Source organism: Nostoc sp. (genome assembly GCF_036917815.1).
Classification (GTDB): domain Bacteria; phylum Cyanobacteriota; class Cyanobacteriia; order Cyanobacteriales; family Nostocaceae; genus Nostoc.
In genome coordinates this window covers 1-16,884 of the sequence record NZ_JBALEK010000082.1, presented here as the reverse complement: position 1 = coordinate 16,884, position 16,884 = coordinate 1, and the positions used below count along the sequence as shown (strand labels likewise).

Annotated in this window: 15 protein-coding genes and 1 pseudogene; 10 read left to right on the top strand and 6 right to left on the bottom strand. The window is 39.4% G+C overall.

All coding sequences use genetic code 11. The features are described 5' to 3' along the window. Positions 1-7: 7 nt before the first annotated feature. Both V7K97_RS24465 and V7K97_RS24460 read right to left on the bottom strand, forming a co-directional pair. Positions 8-1,147, bottom strand: coding sequence for an acyl-CoA dehydrogenase family protein (locus tag V7K97_RS24465; protein WP_334803581.1), 1,140 nt, complete (start codon positions 1,145-1,147; stop codon positions 8-10). Between the two features lie 498 nt (positions 1,148-1,645). Then, positions 1,646-1,912 carry a hypothetical protein gene (locus V7K97_RS24460; RefSeq protein WP_334803580.1) on the bottom strand — a complete coding sequence of 89 codons (267 nt, stop codon included), beginning with the start codon at positions 1,910-1,912 and terminating at the stop codon, positions 1,646-1,648. A 26-nt stretch (positions 1,913-1,938) separates the two neighbouring features. Here V7K97_RS24460 and V7K97_RS24455 point away from each other — a divergent pair, with 26 nt between their 5' ends. From V7K97_RS24455 to V7K97_RS24435, 5 genes are all read left to right on the top strand, one after another. Beyond that, entirely contained in the window at positions 1,939-2,076 is a 138-nt protein-coding gene (locus V7K97_RS24455) for a hypothetical protein (RefSeq protein ID WP_334709166.1), read from the top strand. A 4-nt stretch (positions 2,077-2,080) separates the two neighbouring features. Continuing rightward, positions 2,081-2,413 (top strand): hypothetical protein, encoded by a 333-nt coding sequence (locus tag V7K97_RS24450; protein ID WP_334803579.1) that lies wholly within the window; start codon positions 2,081-2,083, stop codon positions 2,411-2,413. A 123-nt stretch (positions 2,414-2,536) separates the two neighbouring features. After that, a complete protein-coding gene (locus V7K97_RS24445; RefSeq protein ID WP_334709164.1) occupies positions 2,537-2,953 on the top strand; it encodes a XisH family protein in 417 nt (138 codons plus the stop codon). Next, positions 2,941-3,276, top strand: a complete 336-nt coding sequence (locus V7K97_RS24440; RefSeq protein WP_334803578.1) for a XisI protein — start codon at positions 2,941-2,943, stop codon at positions 3,274-3,276. Before V7K97_RS24445 ends, V7K97_RS24440 begins: the two co-directional genes overlap by 13 nt. A gap of 477 nt (positions 3,277-3,753) precedes the next feature. Beyond that, entirely contained in the window at positions 3,754-8,052 is a 4,299-nt protein-coding gene (locus V7K97_RS24435; protein ID WP_334803577.1) for a tetratricopeptide repeat protein, read from the top strand. 96 nt (positions 8,053-8,148) lie between these two features. Here the strand turns inward: V7K97_RS24435 and V7K97_RS24430 are convergent, their stop codons facing one another. Next, positions 8,149-8,334 (bottom strand): hypothetical protein, encoded by a 186-nt coding sequence (locus V7K97_RS24430; protein ID WP_334803576.1) that lies wholly within the window; start codon positions 8,332-8,334, stop codon positions 8,149-8,151. Between the two features lie 34 nt (positions 8,335-8,368). On the opposite strand from V7K97_RS24430, the gene V7K97_RS24425 reads away from it, so the two are divergent. Continuing rightward, on the top strand, positions 8,369-8,983 hold the full coding sequence (locus V7K97_RS24425; RefSeq protein ID WP_334803575.1) for a Uma2 family endonuclease: 615 nt from the start codon (positions 8,369-8,371) through the stop codon (positions 8,981-8,983). Between the two features lie 85 nt (positions 8,984-9,068). Here the strand turns inward: V7K97_RS24425 and V7K97_RS24420 are convergent, their stop codons facing one another. Next, positions 9,069-10,043, bottom strand: a complete 975-nt coding sequence (locus V7K97_RS24420; protein WP_334803574.1) for a glycosyltransferase family 2 protein — start codon at positions 10,041-10,043, stop codon at positions 9,069-9,071. Positions 10,044-10,797: 754 nt separating this feature from the next. Here V7K97_RS24420 and V7K97_RS24415 point away from each other — a divergent pair. Together V7K97_RS24415 and V7K97_RS24410 are read left to right on the top strand one after the other, a co-directional pair. Continuing rightward, a complete protein-coding gene (locus V7K97_RS24415; RefSeq protein ID WP_334803573.1) occupies positions 10,798-15,579 on the top strand; it encodes a glycosyltransferase in 4,782 nt (1,593 codons plus the stop codon). Between the two features lie 74 nt (positions 15,580-15,653). Continuing rightward, complete coding sequence (locus tag V7K97_RS24410; protein WP_442936907.1) at positions 15,654-15,767, top strand: carbamoyltransferase C-terminal domain-containing protein; 114 nt, start codon at positions 15,654-15,656, stop codon at positions 15,765-15,767. Here V7K97_RS24410 and V7K97_RS24405 read toward each other — a convergent pair. Beyond that, a pseudogene (locus V7K97_RS24405) lies at positions 15,735-15,824 on the bottom strand (transposase); the annotation flags it as partial. The gene V7K97_RS24410 and the pseudogene V7K97_RS24405 overlap by 33 nt on opposite strands. A 392-nt stretch (positions 15,825-16,216) precedes the next feature. Then, positions 16,217-16,405: a hypothetical protein gene (locus V7K97_RS24400; RefSeq protein ID WP_334803572.1), complete on the bottom strand. Its 189-nt coding sequence runs from the start codon at positions 16,403-16,405 to the stop codon at positions 16,217-16,219. A 128-nt stretch (positions 16,406-16,533) separates the two neighbouring features. Between V7K97_RS24400 and V7K97_RS24395 the strand changes: the two genes are divergently transcribed. Together V7K97_RS24395 and V7K97_RS24390 are read left to right on the top strand one after the other, a co-directional pair. Beyond that, complete coding sequence (locus tag V7K97_RS24395; protein ID WP_334803571.1) at positions 16,534-16,653, top strand: SAP domain-containing protein; 120 nt, start codon at positions 16,534-16,536, stop codon at positions 16,651-16,653. Further along, positions 16,654-16,809, top strand: a complete 156-nt coding sequence (locus V7K97_RS24390; protein ID WP_334803569.1) for a hypothetical protein — start codon at positions 16,654-16,656, stop codon at positions 16,807-16,809. Positions 16,810-16,884 lie beyond the last annotated feature (75 nt).

Below are 16,884 nucleotides of genomic sequence, written 5' to 3'. Positions count from 1 at the left end.
TTTTTACTTATAAACCCATAAATTGAGCAATAATTTGGCGCTGAATTTCCGATGTTCCCGAATAAACTCTGCTCCCTAAAGCATCTCGTAACTCTCGTTCTAGTTCGAGTTCTGTTAAATAACCATATCCCCCATGAATTTGAAGAGCATCTAAACAAGACTGCACCCAAGACTCGCTGATATAAAGTTTTGTCATAGCTGCTTCCATAAAAGCAGATTTACCCATTTGTTTTAGCCATCCAAATTTATATAGCAGTCCTCTAGCTGTTTCCAGACGGAGCTTCATGTCAACTAGCTTGCTAGAAATCTGTTGAAATTTCCCTATTGGCTGCTGAAATTGTTGTCGTTGTTTAGCATATTGAACGCATTGGTCTAACAATCTTTCCATACTGCCAATAGCGCTGGCAAGGATGAAGCCGCGTTCCCATTCCATACTGTGACTGAATATAGCCATCCCTGCACCTTCCTTTCCCAGACGATTACTCATAGGAATTTCACAATTATCTAACAGTAACTCAGCCATTTGTGCTGTTCTTAATCCCATTTTTGACATCTTTTTTTTAACGATAAAACCTGGAAAATCTTTCTCTACTAAAAAACAAGTAATACCTCTTTTTCCTAAAGCAGGTTCTATGTTAGCAAAGACTAAAATGAGATTGGCGATCGTACCGTTAGTCACAAAAATCTTACTGCCATTTAAAACATACTTGTCGCCCTTTATTGTGGCAGTAGTTTTGAGATTATATACATCAGAACCAGCTTCTGTTTCGGTTACTGCATGACCACCAATTATTTCGCCTTTTACAAGGCTAGGAAGATATTTAAGTTTTTGCTCTTGGGTGCCAAAGGTCAATATAGGAAATTCGCAAGCCCATATATGAGCCGCAATCGAGAACAACAAGCCGTTATCCTTACAACCGTAACCCAGACCTTCTAAAGCATAAATAGTTGTCAGACTATCTAATTCTTTTCCCCCATATTCTTGAGGAATTGGCATACCCATAATTCCCCATGCGGCACATTTGCGCCATCCCTCTAAATTAAATTCTTCTTGTAGGTCTAACTTAGTAATATCCTCTATTAATGATTTTTGAGCAAATTCAATTAACTTTTCTTTAATTTCAACTTGTTCTTTGAACGAGAACATAGTTATAAATACCTATAAAGTATTAAGATTTAAAGTTGCTAACTGATATTACATCAATTTAGAGTTACCTCGCTCATGGTTCCCTGATGTTTTCGGTCTTTAAGTCTTTTTATGGCAAAAATCGCTAAACTCCTTCAAACTTGTTGACCTGATGAAATATAGAGCTATTCTGAACATGGGTCAATACCGAATGGCACTAAGTTAAGCTGAAGGGTAGGCGGCGTAAGGATTGCAGAGGAGCAGGGGTGCAGAGGGGCAGAGGAGAATTTCTCTTGCTTCTTTCCGTATGCCTCTTGTTTCTGTCCGTATGCTTCTTCCTTCTTCTTTCTCCCCTGCCCCTCCGCACAAGAGTACCCCTGCTGCCTCAACGATTTTCCCTTTTCTTAGTGCCATTCGGTCAATACCTTCGACAATCTTTTTGACCTTAGTTTTGTACTTGCGTAATCCGTAAATACGCGAACTAAAGCAATGAACAAGTTTACACAACATTTTGCCTATCTAGTCAAGCTCCTGTTCATCATCATCTGGCAATGTTTCCATCTCTTGGGCAATGAGTGTCTGCAACTCCTCTCCACAGTGAACATTTAAATGAATTGTCGCAGCCAGCAAATCTGCCAGAATTTCAGCTTGTTGTCTAGCACTCAGATGAGGTGACTGAAGCTGATATATTAAGGCAGTGACATTTTCGCACTCTGCGCCTAGCTCCGTAATTAATGTACTCAGAGTAGAACTACCAACAGGAAGAGAGCGATGGCGAATCTGCATAGTTATTTCCCCAATCGTTTTAGTGCTTGCTGAATACCTTAAAAATTATTCAAAGAGGACGCGATCGCTCTCATCACGAGGTTGTGCCTAGAGAGGCTAATTTGCTCACCTACGAACTATACCAAGAAGAGTTAAGAAAAATACAAGCTGTTCTAGAGGAATAGAGATATGGAAACTACACCCAAACTAACGTTTAAATACGGATGGGATGAAAGAGATGAGCTAGAAACGCCAATGAAAGGATGTAGAAGCGATGGCATCGTCAGCTTATCGGATGGCAAAACCTATTCTGTTTATTTTATCGATCCCATGCGCTTGCAGCAAGATTTAGAAGCGGAGGTAGAATTGGGTTCTCCTTTTTTGGCTCCACCAGGGTTGATTGTCATACCAGAGTTAACTAGAAGTGCAATGGAAAATGCGATCGCACAATTGTGGAAACAGGGATATTTTGATGCACTGAAACCGTTAGCCGAAGTAGAAGAGTTACATCAGGTAGCATAAGGAGAGGAAATACGCTGCGCGTTAGCGTTCGCGCAGCGTCTCGAACGCTAACGCGTCTCCCCTTGGGAGAAGAGAAGCTTACCGTTCGCGTAGCGTTCCAAAGGAAAGGTATCGCACTAAATTATGTCTGCAAAAGATCTATTCCATGAAGCTGTAAAACGAGGTCTAGAGAAAGACCAATGGATGATCACCGACGATCCCTTAGAATTGGAATGGGAAGAAGTCAAAGTCAAAATTGATCTAGCGGCTGAACGCTTAATCGCAGCCAAACGGGGTGAAGAAAAAATCGCCGTTGAGATTAAAAGCTTTATTGGGACTTCAGCAATTAGCGACTTTCATACAGCTTTAGGGCAATTTCTTAACTACCGGATTATGCTGGAAGCAAAAGAACCCGATCGCCGACTTTATCTTGCAATACCGCTAGAAACCTATGATACTTTCTTTCAAAGCCAATTTGCTCAAGTGGTAAAACAGAGATATCAACTCAAACTAATTGTTTACGAACCAATAAATGAGGAGATCGTGCAATGGATAAACTAGAGCATTATCGCTTCTGCATCCAAACCCTTTTGGAAAAGCATAGCCAATATAAATCCCATGAAGAAGATATAGAAAGCGCACTATTTTTTGACCCAGTACGCGATCGCTACCAACTGATGCGTGTCGGTTGGAAAGGCTTAAAGCGAATCTATTACACCGTCCTACACTTCGATATTAAAGACGGCAAAATTTGGCTTCAGCAAAATACCACTGATATCGATGTTGGTGAAGAACTATTGGCAATGGGTATTCCCAAAGAAGATATTATTTTGGGGCTGCATCCTCCCTACAAGCGTCCTTACACCAACTATGGTATTGCTTAAAACCCAAGTATGGGGATTATCTTTTTACTTTTTACTTCTTAATATACTCCTGATATTCCGCCGCCTACAATCGCCACATCTAAGATGTTGTCGTCTGCCATGTTTACACTCCTTAATGTCTGTTGTTTTAAATTCTTTTAAGCCGCCTTGCAATTGGTATAAACTTGCGGTATAAACCAACTAAAGAAAGCTGAAAATTTCGTGCAGCGATGGTCAAAACGAGCCTTTTGAAAACATCTATTAGGTTAGTAAGCCAGAATACCGAGGTTTAAGCTAAAATACTGAATTGCTTGTCCATTTAAAACTTAGCCACCATTTAATTTAAAACCAGTATCGCTATGCGTAATGTATTTCTTAAAGCCGAAAACCAACGAGAATTTGAAACTAAGGGCTATTCAACAATGCCAATGTTGTCTAGTCAGGAAGTTAACTTGGTTTTATCGGAATTACAATTAATGAAACCAGATAATAACTTTAATGCTGAAAGCTCCTCTGAACAACCTTGGTGCAGATGGTCACACGATAGATTTCCTGTTGGGAAAATATATTGATCCTGATCGTCCTTTTTATGGAATACGAGCAGTAGGACTAGATGGACAGGGAATTCCCCATACTTGTGTAGAACAGATGGCGGCTTATTACATTCAAGAAATACAGACCGTTCAGCCTGAAGGCCCTTATCTTTTAGGCGGTCGTTGTACGGGAGGAAATATTGCTCTTGAAATGGCTCAACAGCTAAAAAAACGCGGTCAGAAAGTCTTATTAGTGGTTATGGTGGATAGTCCAAAACCATTGCTGACAGAAGCAGAGAAAGTTGAGTATCCGAATGCAATAGCCCGCGAACAAATGAGGTGGAGAGGAAAGTTGATAAATGACGACTCCGATCCTAGCCCGATTGAAATTGACTTCAACCCCAAAGTTTTTGAGTATAACCTCCAGATTCCAGCCAATTACATACCACAGATATACTCAGGACGAGTTGTTTACTTTGCTGCTCAGGAGAGGAGTAAAGATTCTTTCATTTCCGAGCTATTGCAACCTAATGCTTGGAATCGTTGGGTTATTAATGGGGTTGAAGTTTATGAGGTTCCGAGAGATCACTTATCGATGACTAAAGAGCCTAATGTTCGTGTTTTAGCCGAAAAATTAAGTACCTGCTTAGATCGAGCAGAATGTGAAGATAAAACAATAGAGAGCAACGGAGAACAGTTTAGTATCGATCTGGAACTTGAAGATAAAGGATATACAGTTATTGATTTTCTTGAGGAAGATGAAGTACAAAGTCTTATTAGATTTTATAGAGAAAACTCAATCCCCAATGATATAATAGAGCCTGTTGTATCTTCGACTATATGTAGCTCAGACCTAGCCTATCGGCAACAAGTCATCCAACAAGCAAAAAAAGTTTTTATTCCCAAATTAGAAATTTTATTTCCTAATCATAAAGTAGCTATTTGCACTTTTATTAATAAAAAAACTAACAAGCTTTCCAGCGGAGTAACTCTGCATCAAGACCGATCTTTCGCAGATGAGATAAATTTAAAAACTTTTGGAGTTTGGTGTCCTCTCATTGACGTTAATGAGCAAAATGGCTGCTTTAATGTTGTTCAAAAAAGTCACTTGCTAAATTCAACGCCAAGGTCTTCTAATGGTTTTCCATATAGTCAGGAAGTTCTGTCTATAATGAAACAGAATTATCTTACCAATGTTCCGATGAAAGCCGGACAGGCTTTGGTATATGATAATCGCCTCTTTCATGGTTCTTGTCCTAACTCAACTAATGCTGAAAGAGTAGCACTTATCTGCGTTATAACCCATAAAAAGAGTCCAGTGCTGTTTTATTCTCGAGATTCTCAAAACTCTAATAAACTAGAAGTTTTTGAAGTAGATGATATGTTTTACGATAGTTACATTCAAGGGGAAAAACCAGAAAATGCAGTAAGTCTAGGTGTCTTTGATTATCAAGTTGCGCCAATAACACCAGAACAATTTGTGGAGTTTATGAATACTCCAGAACGAAAAGTAGATAAAGACACTGGAATCAGGGAAAAGTTTTTATCATTTTTCAACTTGCTTCGAGGTAATGATTGGTGGTTTTATAAAATTCCGCCGCTACTGGCTATTGCCTATGCCGAAATACTTTTACAAGCTACGCCAACTCTACAATCTATCATTACGCTGCTATCTCTAATAGCTTCCATGTTTTTTGTAGCTGCCTACGGTCATGTTATCAATGATATTTTTGATATTGAGGTGGATTTGCAAGCGGGTAAGCACAATAGAATGGCTCCCCTCTCAAATTTACAGCGCATTTTCTGGAGTGCAAGTTTGGCAGTTGTAGGTTTAATTCCTTGGTTTTTTATTGGTATTAATGCCAAATCAACATTTTTACTTGCCACTATCTACACACTGCTAACTATTTATTCTGCTCCTCCCCTCAGACTAAAAGAAAGAGGTATTTGGGGGGTAATTACTGATGCAGCACAGGTACACGCTGTACCAACCCTGCTTGTTGCTACAGTATTCTCTGATTTAGCCAGCATACCCCAACCGGAGAGCGCTACTTTCGCTACTGTCGCCACAGCTTGGGCATTTCTTACAGGAATTAGAGGTATTGTTTTACATCAAATTTGGGATTGGGAAAATGATTTAAATTCGGGCGTGAAGACTTTGGTAACAAGCATCGGCGTAGACTCGGCTCGATTTGGCATAAGTTATATTGTCTTTCCATCGGAAATTTTCTTGCTATGTCTACTAATGTGGGTTACTTCTCACTTCGCTCCTTTAGTGCTAGTGTTCTTCATCCCTTATATTCTGTTAAGGATAATCAATATTAAATTGACATCAGGTGTATTTGACACTGCTCCGGTTAAAAAAGCCTACATACTACCCCATGATTTTTACGAAGTGTGGTTGCCTTTGGCTTTGACAATTCTGTTATCTGTCCGAGAAGTGTCATTTTTGAGTTTACTGGGGTTACATATAGCCCTATTTTATCCAGCGATCGCCCAAAGAGCGACTGAATTTAATCTCCCTTTTATTTCATGTTCAAAGCTCATTGCAAAGTTAGTCAAGTTGCTGCGGAACGATCTTAATAGACAAGAAACTATTCAGCAACAACGGCAAGAGATGCTTGAAATTCCTACTACATTACCTGCTGATAAGTTTCAAGATAGCATCACTAAAGCTATAAATTTCTTAACTCAAGTCCAATTAGAAGATGGAGAGTTTCAGACCACCTTACCAAATGAAAATTTAAAGGCGATTTGTGGAACTCTTGGCTTGAAGCAAGAAGCAACAGAAAAATTAGTTTTTGATAGTTCCCCCTTTGTAACCTCACTTGTAATTTATTCTCTAAGTTTTCTAAGCTATGAAAGTAAAGTGCAACAACTGATCGCAAGAGGATTAAGCTTTCTATCAAAAGAAATGGAATCAGGTGGATTGTGGAGGTATTGGTCATCAAAAAATCAAAAGCATTATGTTGCGCCTCCTGACTTGGATGATATTTGCTGCGCGTCTTATGTTTTGAGGATGAATGGTATACCAATTCAGCCGAATACTGCAATCATTCTTGGCAACAGAAACCGACAGGGATTATTTTACACTTGGCTACTTCCTAGAACTGTCAGAGGAATTATTCTAAATTTAGTGACGTTAGGAAAACGATTTTCTTGCCTAGATGAATTCTGGCAACTGACTAACAAAGATGATATTTGCTGTGTAGTCAACGCTAATGTTTTGTTATATCTAGGAGAAAATATACAGACCCAAAAGGTAGTTGAGTATTTAACTAGCGTTGTTCTTCAAGGAACCGAAGACGATAACACATCATTCTATAATCACAAGTTAAGTTTCTACTATATGCTTTCAAGAGCATATTTTAATGGTGTAAATTCACTTCGAGGAATAATAGCTCCAGTCACTAATAAAATTTTCAGTTTACAGAAAGCTGACGGATCATTTGGTGATGAGTTACTGACAGCTTTAGCTGTATGTACGTTGCTGAATTTCAATTGTCAAACCCTCAGCTTAGATAAAGCCATTGATTTTTTACTCAAAACTCAACAATCTGATGGTTCTTGGCAGAGAATTCCTATGTATGGTGGTAAAACAGATAAAAAGACATTTGGCTCGGCGGAATTAACAACTGCCTTTTGTATAGAATCTTTGAGCAGATATCGCTTGCTAGACAGAGTGGGGAATTGGCAACAAAGTAGAGCAGAACTGCAACAAGTTCAAGAAGAATTCAAACAATCTCAGTCTCAACTGTACACCGCACAAACTGAATTGGCACAATCTCAATCTGAATTACAGACCTCGCAAACTGAATTAGCACTACTCTTGTCTTATCTCCAACAAACTCAGGGAAGCGAGGGAATAATGAGCTATTATCGCTCTCGCATCGCTTCTAACCCCGATGAGATCCAACTTTACCATCAGGCATTGACAATTAAGCCAGATGATGCACAAATCCATCTACAGTTGGGCAATGCTTTAGTTCGACAAAATCGCTTTGATGATGCGATCGCCACTTATCAAACTGCACTTCAATTTCACCCAGACAACTTTGAAATACACTTGGAATTAGCCAAGGCTTTAGAAAAAGAGCAGAAATGGGAAGATGCGATCGCTTCTTACCAACGTGCCATTGAACTGAATCCAGATTACTCTTGGTCGCACAAACACTTAGGCGATATCTTAGCAGAACGAGGTCAGCTTAATGATGCAAGTACCTCTTACCGCCGTGCCTTACAGCTTCAACCGAGAATTTTTTGAACGTAACCAAAAACAACAAATCAACTAGAGACGTTAATTGCTCAATAGACATCTCCAGAAAAGATTTAGATACCACACAATTAATTATACGCAGACCTAACCCCCCTTCCCCCCTTCCCTACTAGCGTTGGGGGGTTTTAAAGCCTCTCGACCCAAGTCTGACGACAGGCTGACGCCAACGGGGAGAGGAATGGAAGTGGGGTCTTTTTCTTTTCTGGAGATGTCTAATCTACAAGCGATCGCTTCTCTGCCTGTAGAATGTTTAGTTAATAGGGCAGGCATCTTTCACCTAATCCCTATTGTGTAAGAGGTCAAGATGGTACAGACTCCCACCAACCCAGAAACCGAAACCCTATTGATTGAGTTGCCGTCTACAATTGGGTTGTACGTCACCCAGGAACAGTTTGCAGCCTTAGCAGCAGCCAACCCAGACTTGAGACTGGAAAGAACGGCACAAGGAGAGTTAATTGTGAACCCACCAACGGGCTGGGAAACTGGAGAACGCAATTGGAGTATTTCTGGAGAGTTGTATTTGTGGTGGCGTAATTCGGGCGAACCGGGTAAAGCCTTTGACTCCTCCACAGGCTTCATTTTACCCAATGGTGCGACTCGTTCTCCCGATGCCTCTTGGGTCAGCCAAAAACGTTGGGAAGCACTTACTCCAGAGCAAAAAGGAACCTTTGCTAATATCTGTCCTGATTTTGTCGTGGTGTTACGCTCTAGCTCAGATAGCCTCAAGTCCCTGCAAGCGAAGATGAGGGAGTATATCGACAATGGCGCTCTCCTAGGCTGGTTAATCGATCCGCAGCAGCGACGGGTGGAAGTTTATCGACCAGAATTAGCAGTGGAAGTGTTGGAAAATCCGGCTGAGTTGTCGGGTGAAACAGTGTTACCGGGTTTTGTGCTGAATTTGCGTCGGGTGTGGGATTGAAAATGTGCTTTAATGGCTATGACTCGCCGACAATAGCTCGTTTCTTCTCAGTCGCTCAGTCACTTTGCTTCTTTTTGGCACAGCATCATCCTAATTTTACTCTCATTTTCTCATTTTTCCAGTCTTGAGGATTATGCAATTTCATTCCAGCCTCCCAACCGTGACGAACACCTACAATAGAATCTTGAATATATTGAAATAACAAAGAAAAAGGCAGATTGTGAGTAAACTTAAGGCGTAAAATTCTTAACAAACAACGGTAGATCAGAAGTAAAATGAGACGCATTAAAAACATTGGCAAAGGTAGTTTTTGACAACCGTGTTTTAAAGCAAAGTAAGTAGTATTTTTAGCTAAAGAATACCAACAGGTGAGATGTCGGCGATCGCGGCGATTATGACTAGGTTGCACATAGTGTTCTACAACCACATCTGTATGATCAACCGTGTAACCAGCTTCCAACAAACGCAAACAGACATCAGTTTCTTCTAAAAAATATTCAAAAAACTCATCAAAATAGCCAATTTTCACTAAAGCTTCTCGTTTATATGAAGCATTGGCTCCCATTACACCACAAAACCATTGAGGGTTGGAGATATATCTAGTTGTCTGTGTCGCACAAAGAACAGGTCGAGATTCGCTCAAACGACTATTAACGCCTCTAGCAAATTGCAATGCACCATTTGGTTGAGTTTTATCTATAACTGCTCCACCCACACAACCACAGCTTGCTCCCTGTTCTTGGTAAATTTGTAAATGTAAATCTATCCAATTGTCGGGAGGAATAACATCATCATCAAGATAAAAAATAATGTTTTTTGTTGCAGCTTTTAAACCTAAGTTTCTAGCCACACTCACATTTCTTTGCTCAGTCAAAATAACCTGATTAATAATATCCTTATATTCTAATAAAACTAACTTGGTATCATCTTGTGCCGGGCCAACGACTAAAATTAGCTCTTGAAAAGAACATCGCCAAAGCGAAACGGCACTCATCACTCTTGAGAGAAAGTTACACCTGTCTACAGTACAGATAATCACAGTTGCAGAAAGAGATGGCATTAAAAATAATTTCGTGATAATTTCGTTGATAATTAGAAGCGATCGCACAGAGCAACATATCGCCCACACCCTTGTAGGATGACGGCAGGATTTTGGGATAAGGAAGGATCTGGGAGCATCTCACCTTTGCAAATATACCAGGCGATTAGAAATCGCGGCTACACAAACTCTCGTCCGCCTGCGCGGACTTTAGGAATTTGAAGCCCACGGAGGTGGGTTTTGTCTGTATAGCCGCGAATTCTATTCGCCAGGGTAGGTGTGTTTTTACACTCATTGAGATGCTCCCAAGGATCTTACCCCTGATTCGCCAGCAGCATACTAAGTCGGGGATCTGATTTCTCACGATTTATGCTTTCACACATCTGGAATGCTCTCCCCGGTTACTGGCAATCGAATTATCCACAAATTTCAAGCCACTTTTCGATTTTTTAGCTTTTCTTCATAATCATGTGTACTTTTTTTGACATTTTTCCTAAATTCTTCAATCCATGTCTCTAAGAGAGGTGATACTTTTAGCTACCCTTACCAAAAATTAATAAATGTAAAAAATACTCTGGAAACAGAAGTGGTAAAGAGTGGAAAGTGTATACTGTCAAGCATTTCCCATGTCTGTTAAAAATTTATGCTTCTGAAGTAGTATACTTTCTCTGAGTTCAATCAGCAATAGGTATTTAATAATATAAGTACTATGTACGTAAATAACGTTGTTAATTCCAAGACATTGACACTATGAATTTAGCGGAATTATTCTCAAATGCGTAAAATTCATCAAGAACTTGAAAAGAATGGATATGCAGTCATTGAATTTCTCAATGAAACTGAAGTAAAAAGCCTCCTCAAATTTAACGAAAAGTATTCTTTTCCTAATAATTTGGTAACTACTGGTATGACTTTTAGTATAAGTACCTCAGATTTATCATATCGGAGGCTACTTACTCAAGAAGTCAAAAGATATTTTACTTCCAAATTGAAAATTTTATTGCCAGAATATAGAATAGTGCTTTGTAATTTAGTTTTTAAAAGTCCTGATGTATTATCTAGTGAAATGCCTCTGCATCAAGACCCATCTTTAGTAGATGAAACATCTTTAACATCCTTTGGAGTGTGGTGTCCTCTAATTGATGTAGACGAGCAAAATGGCTGTCTTCAAGTTGTCAAAAAAAGCCATTTATTGAATTCAAAGCTCAGACCATTTTTTGTTTTTGATGGCTTTCCCTACAGTCCAGATATACTGTCAATTTTACAACAAAATTATCTCAGCAGTATCCCGATGAAAGCTGGACAAGCGCTAATATATGATAAGCGACTTTTTCACGGATCACCACCTAATACAACTATTGTTGAAAGAGTCGCAGCTATATGCAGCTTAGTTCCTCAAAACATATTGACCCATTTTTGTTACAGAGAGACGCTAACCTCTGAAAAGCTAGAAGTATTTGAGGTAGAGGATGAATTTTATGATCGCTACATCGTTGGACAAAGACCAGAGGGTGTGAAAAGATTGGGCACTTTTAATTATGAAGTTGACCCCCTAACACCAGAGCTACTTGTAAAAAAACTAGGAACAAAAAATTACAATTTAATAATCCCTGGTTGGGCAAACTTTGAAATAAACTTTCAACCTCAGTTTTTAGAAAAACTTCACCCATCTCCTCAAAAAGTAGCAATCCTCGTCAGCAATGAATTTGAAGGTTTTTCTCAAAATGGGGGAATAGGCACTTACTATACAACCTTAAGTCAGAAACTTAAATCTGATGGCTGGTACATCATCTTGCTTCTTTGTCAAACTGAAGCTGATTTCCAAGGGGAAGCAAGCTTCCCCGATGTAGATTGCGTCTTCTCTACTCACGAAATAAAACAGGTTTTAAATCTTCAACCAATTCACCATCAAATTTTAGCGACAACGCAACAAGATGCAATTAACAATAACTTTGACTATCAGAGTTTCTGTTGTTTATTCTTCACTCAAGCAGTCATCACTAACTTACCAGATGCAGTCGTTTATATAGAATTTCCCGACATTTGGGGGTTCGGCTACCGTACAATTCAAGCTAAGAAAACTGGATTGCTGGGTGACAGTTGTCTTGTTGGTGTCACTGCTCATGGGTGCTTTGAATGGTTGCGCGAGGTTAATAGTCAATATACTCTAGAGCAACCCCAATGGTTTTGGCAAGCTTACCACTACGAGCAATTTTCCTATGAGAATGCAGACATCGCTTACTTTCCTTCATACTTCCTCAAGTCAAAATTAGAAAGTTATGGTTGGAAAACATCCCAGTCCAAGCATTTACCATACTTTGTACCCACTGCACATCAACAGTGTAAAAGTGAGGGATTCGCAAATCAAAATAATCTTAATATAGATAAAATACCCGTTGTCTTTTTCAGTCGTTTGGAAGAGAGAAAAGGACTTTGCACTTTTGTAGAAGCAATCAAATTACTGAATCCTATTTTAGTTGAGAGAATTCAGATTATTTTCATGGGAAAAATTATTCCCCTGCAATCGTCCCAACTACAACACCTAGATAGTCAGCAGTATATCGAACAACAACTTGATAGTCAGATAACATACAAATTAATACCAAATTTATCCAGTCCAGATGCAATTACATTTATTACTGAATTAAATCACCCAATTGTTTGCTTAACAAGCATCCAAGAAAACTTTCCCAATACGGGATTAGAAATGGGACAGTTACCCGTTAGTTTAGTAGTTTCAAATACGGGTGGATTCCAAGAAACTTTAAATTTAATTGAGCGTTATGACTGTGTGCATTACTTTCACCCAGCAAATTCCTATTCTCTCGCTCAAACTATAACCGAGGCAATTAATGCTTATCCTGAAAAACCATTAATTCCCCAATATGAATTTTTAGAACAAGTCAATCAACACCTGCTAAACCAAAGATTAGAATATATGAGTCAAGCTTTTATTAATGCCGCTCCTAAAGAACCTCAAACTCCTAAAGTCACAATTGCTATTGTCTGCTGGCAGATAGTAAATACTATATTAGAGTGCTTAGAAAGTCTTGCTGCCCAAACTTATAAGAATTTTGATGTGATTATCGGGTATCGAGAATCATCTGATGAGTATTTACAAGAAAGAATTATTCAAGCTCAAACTAAGTTTCCTAGCTATAAATATTTAAATTTAGATGCGAACTGGAGTTTGGGAGAAAGTTATAATTACTTAGTCGAATTAGCAGCAGGAGAGTATGTTTTACAGTTGGCTGTAGAACATATTGCCTTACCAGATATGCTAGAAAAGTTAGTGACGGCGGCGATTGCATCTGATGCAGATGTGGTAGTATGTCCGCAAGTTAGACTGCAAGAGGATGGAGAACTAGAAGCGATCCCTCTCATCGATGGTTCCTTGCTCAAGTTGCTGGAGTTTAACCACAACCAAGATATATCTGCGTTATTTTCTCTCAAACTGCTGCAAGAATTTCGCTACTTCCCAGAGAGAGGATTGTTAGCTCTCAATTGGCACATCTTAGCAGGTGCGATCGCCACTGGTAAAGAAATTGCTTACTACCCTTATCCTCTCTACATCACTAGCAATTCTGACTCAACAATTAATCCTGTAAATCTAGCTAAAGAACGGTATTATCTGCGTCAATACTTATATCAAATAGAGCCTAGTAAGTGGAATCAACGCCAGCTTAATTTCCTGCTGACAGGTATTGAGCAACTTCTGCAACAGCAAAATTCAGGTAAAATATGGCAGTTTACTCACCAAAATAACCAAAATTTATCTCCTCAGTCTCAGGCTTGGATGCTAACTGCACAGCAAATTCAAGACGAACTCACACAAACCCAAGAAACCCTAAAAAGCGTGCAAGCTTGGAATCAGCAGTTACAAGCTGGAAAAGATTGGTTAGAGTCTCAATGGCAGGCATGGATGCTGAGGACACAAAAAGCCGAGTTGGAGTGGGAACGATGGCAATCTTTCAGTACGATGATGTCTGCGAGTAAGTTTTGGCAACTCCGCAGTGCTTGGTTAAAATTCAAACGGCTTCTCGGTGGGAAAAAGCCTGACCCGCTTGTGTTAGCAAATCAAGTTAACTCCGACACTCGGATTCGAGATTTTGTGGCTCTGATTGCTAGTCAAAAAGTGAGATTTTTTCAGCCCGAAGCTTCTGAAGCTCCTGTAGTTTCGATTATTTCTGTGTTTGTTAACGACTATCAGTATTTTGAAACTACCTACAGAAGTGTAATTAACCAAACCTGGCAAAATTTTGAATGGATTATTGTCAATGACGGCCTGACAAACGCCGATCCAGTAGCATTCATTGAGTCATTATCTCAAAGAACGAACAAAATAAAAGTCCTCTCTCATTCTAATCAACAAGGTGATGCAGCAGGACGCAACACAGCGATCGCTCAAGCTGAAGGCAAATATTTATTTTTTATCAATTTAGTTGACATTTTTGACCCTACATATATCGAAAAAAGCGTTCTGTTCTTAGAAACCCATCCCGAATTTTCCTTCGTTAACTCCTACTCTGCTGTCTTTCAAGCACAGGAATACTGGTGGAATTATGGCTTTAGCCAACCAGCTTCATTCTTCCACGAAAATCAGCTAAAGGGAGGATTGCTATATCGCAAAGTTGATTTTGAGCAACTAGGGGGATTTGACACAGACTTAAAGTTATATGCTGATTGGGAACGGTGGCTAAAAGCGATCGCCAATCAACAACAAGGATGGACAATTCCTGAATATTTAGAGTGCAGTCGCAGCATTAACTCTTTAAAGCAAGATCCTTGGGAACTCAAGCGAGTAACTGAATTAATCCAGTCGCGCTACCATGATTTTTTTAGCAGCACCCCGACTGCAAATATTTCTCTCAACCGTCAATCACTTAACCCGCAGCAACTCAAATATAAAATAGCCGGACAAAACTCCCTTAACCGCTACAATTCTGGGAAACGCTTGCTGTTTTTCTTTCCTTCCCTCTCCAATAGCAATGTTGATCAATTTCATCTGGACTTAGTGAGGCTGCTGGAAAAAGAGGGTTATGAAATGGCGATCGCCACAAGCTTAAAATCAGAGCATCCTTGGTATGATTCTTTTTATCGCCTCACACCAGACATATTTCATCTACCTAATTTCTTAGATCAAGTGTACTGGTTGGCTTTTATCCGCTACATTATCCAATCTCGTCAAATTGATATTGTTGTAATTTCTCACACAGACATCGCCTATTACTTCCTCCCTCTACTCCGTGCTGAATTTCCTCAAGTTGCTTTTATTGATTGGACATACACTGGCGAGTCTAATTCCCAAAGCAATAATTACTTCACTGTCTCTAGTCAATTTAGTCAGTATCTTGACTATCAAGCTTTATTCTCTCCAGAAATGACTGCGGTTGAGAAAGATATTAATTATCCAACTAAATCTAAGTTGAGAGTTTGCTCCAGTAATTTTGAAATGATAAACATTTTTACTGAAGCCATCCAAACACGTCAAACGCAAATCCAATCAGAAATTGACACGGAGTTAGCAACTGTAGCTTTATTACTTGCACTCAGGTAAATTTAAGCTCCATAACATACTTGCCCATCACAAATTTTCTCATTCATACTTTTGCCCAACGCACGGGTATTCCGATGCTGCTGAACACTTCGTTTAATGAAAACGAACCCATTGTTTGTACACCAGAGGAGGCTATTGAGTGTTTTCTGAGAACCGTGATTATAAATTACTCCAGCAGCATTTATTGACCGCTTGAGAAATCTATTCCGCTTGTGTTGGTACAACTTGAATTTTAGAGTTTTCATGCTAATATTGTACAGCATATAGACGGAACAATCAATGAAAAAGCGATTAGACTTTAGGATCGAAGAATTGGAGTTTCAAATTCTTGAAGAATATTGCGAATCAGTTGGGCGAACAAAAACTGATGTTCTTAGAGAATTGATTAGAAGTCTGAAGAGGAAAAAGCCGTCCTAGAACGACGTAGCTCTAAACCCAATTTTTCGGTAATCCCGGAAGAACCTCTCCCCCAACCCCTCTCCGTTGGCGTCAGCCTGCCGTCAGGCAAGCGGAGAGGGGAGTTTTGCTCCCCCTTCCCTGGTAGGGAAGGGGGCTGGGGGGTTAGGTTTTTGATTACTGAATGGGATGCTCTAGAGGTATTTTTATTTACTCAGATTAATAGTTAAACAATTAAGTACTACTTTGCTTTTTTCTCATCCAGTGCTTTCTGAATAGCTTCTCTACAAAATTCAGGAGGATCTTCTTGTGCCTTCACTTCTTCCTTCATTTCCTTGGTGACACGAAAATTTAATTGTTCGGTTAACTTAATCTCTCTATCTGACGGTGCAGGTTCTAAATTCTGAGGATTACCTTTAGGATTAGGCATTATTGCGAAAAGTAAATATAGCTTGATTGCAACGTTAACATTCAAATAAAGTTTCAAATCGGTGGTGTTTTCATCCTGGTAAATGGTTCACCACCGATACCACTTTTACAAATGGGTAACTCTATTTTATGTTCACACGTGTAGAACTCGAAATCAAAACCACTGCTGAGTTGAGAGACTTATGTAGGCGTTACGGATTAAAGCCTACTGGGAATGGAGGCTACAAGACTAGTTGGATTGTCACCTGAATGGCATTCCCACAGATAGCACTCGCTCAACTAAGGCAGGGAAGAGGGTTGAAGTCACCAGGTTTCAGTGTTATTCAATTCCTGGAAGGGGTGGTAGATGAGATGAATTCACCCAATGATGAGCAAGCGGCGTTGATTACAGCAATTTTCAGGTAATTGAACCACAAACTAAGTTAGAATGAAGAGATAATATTGTATGAATAAATGCCAGTATCTTACTCAAAGGATTTG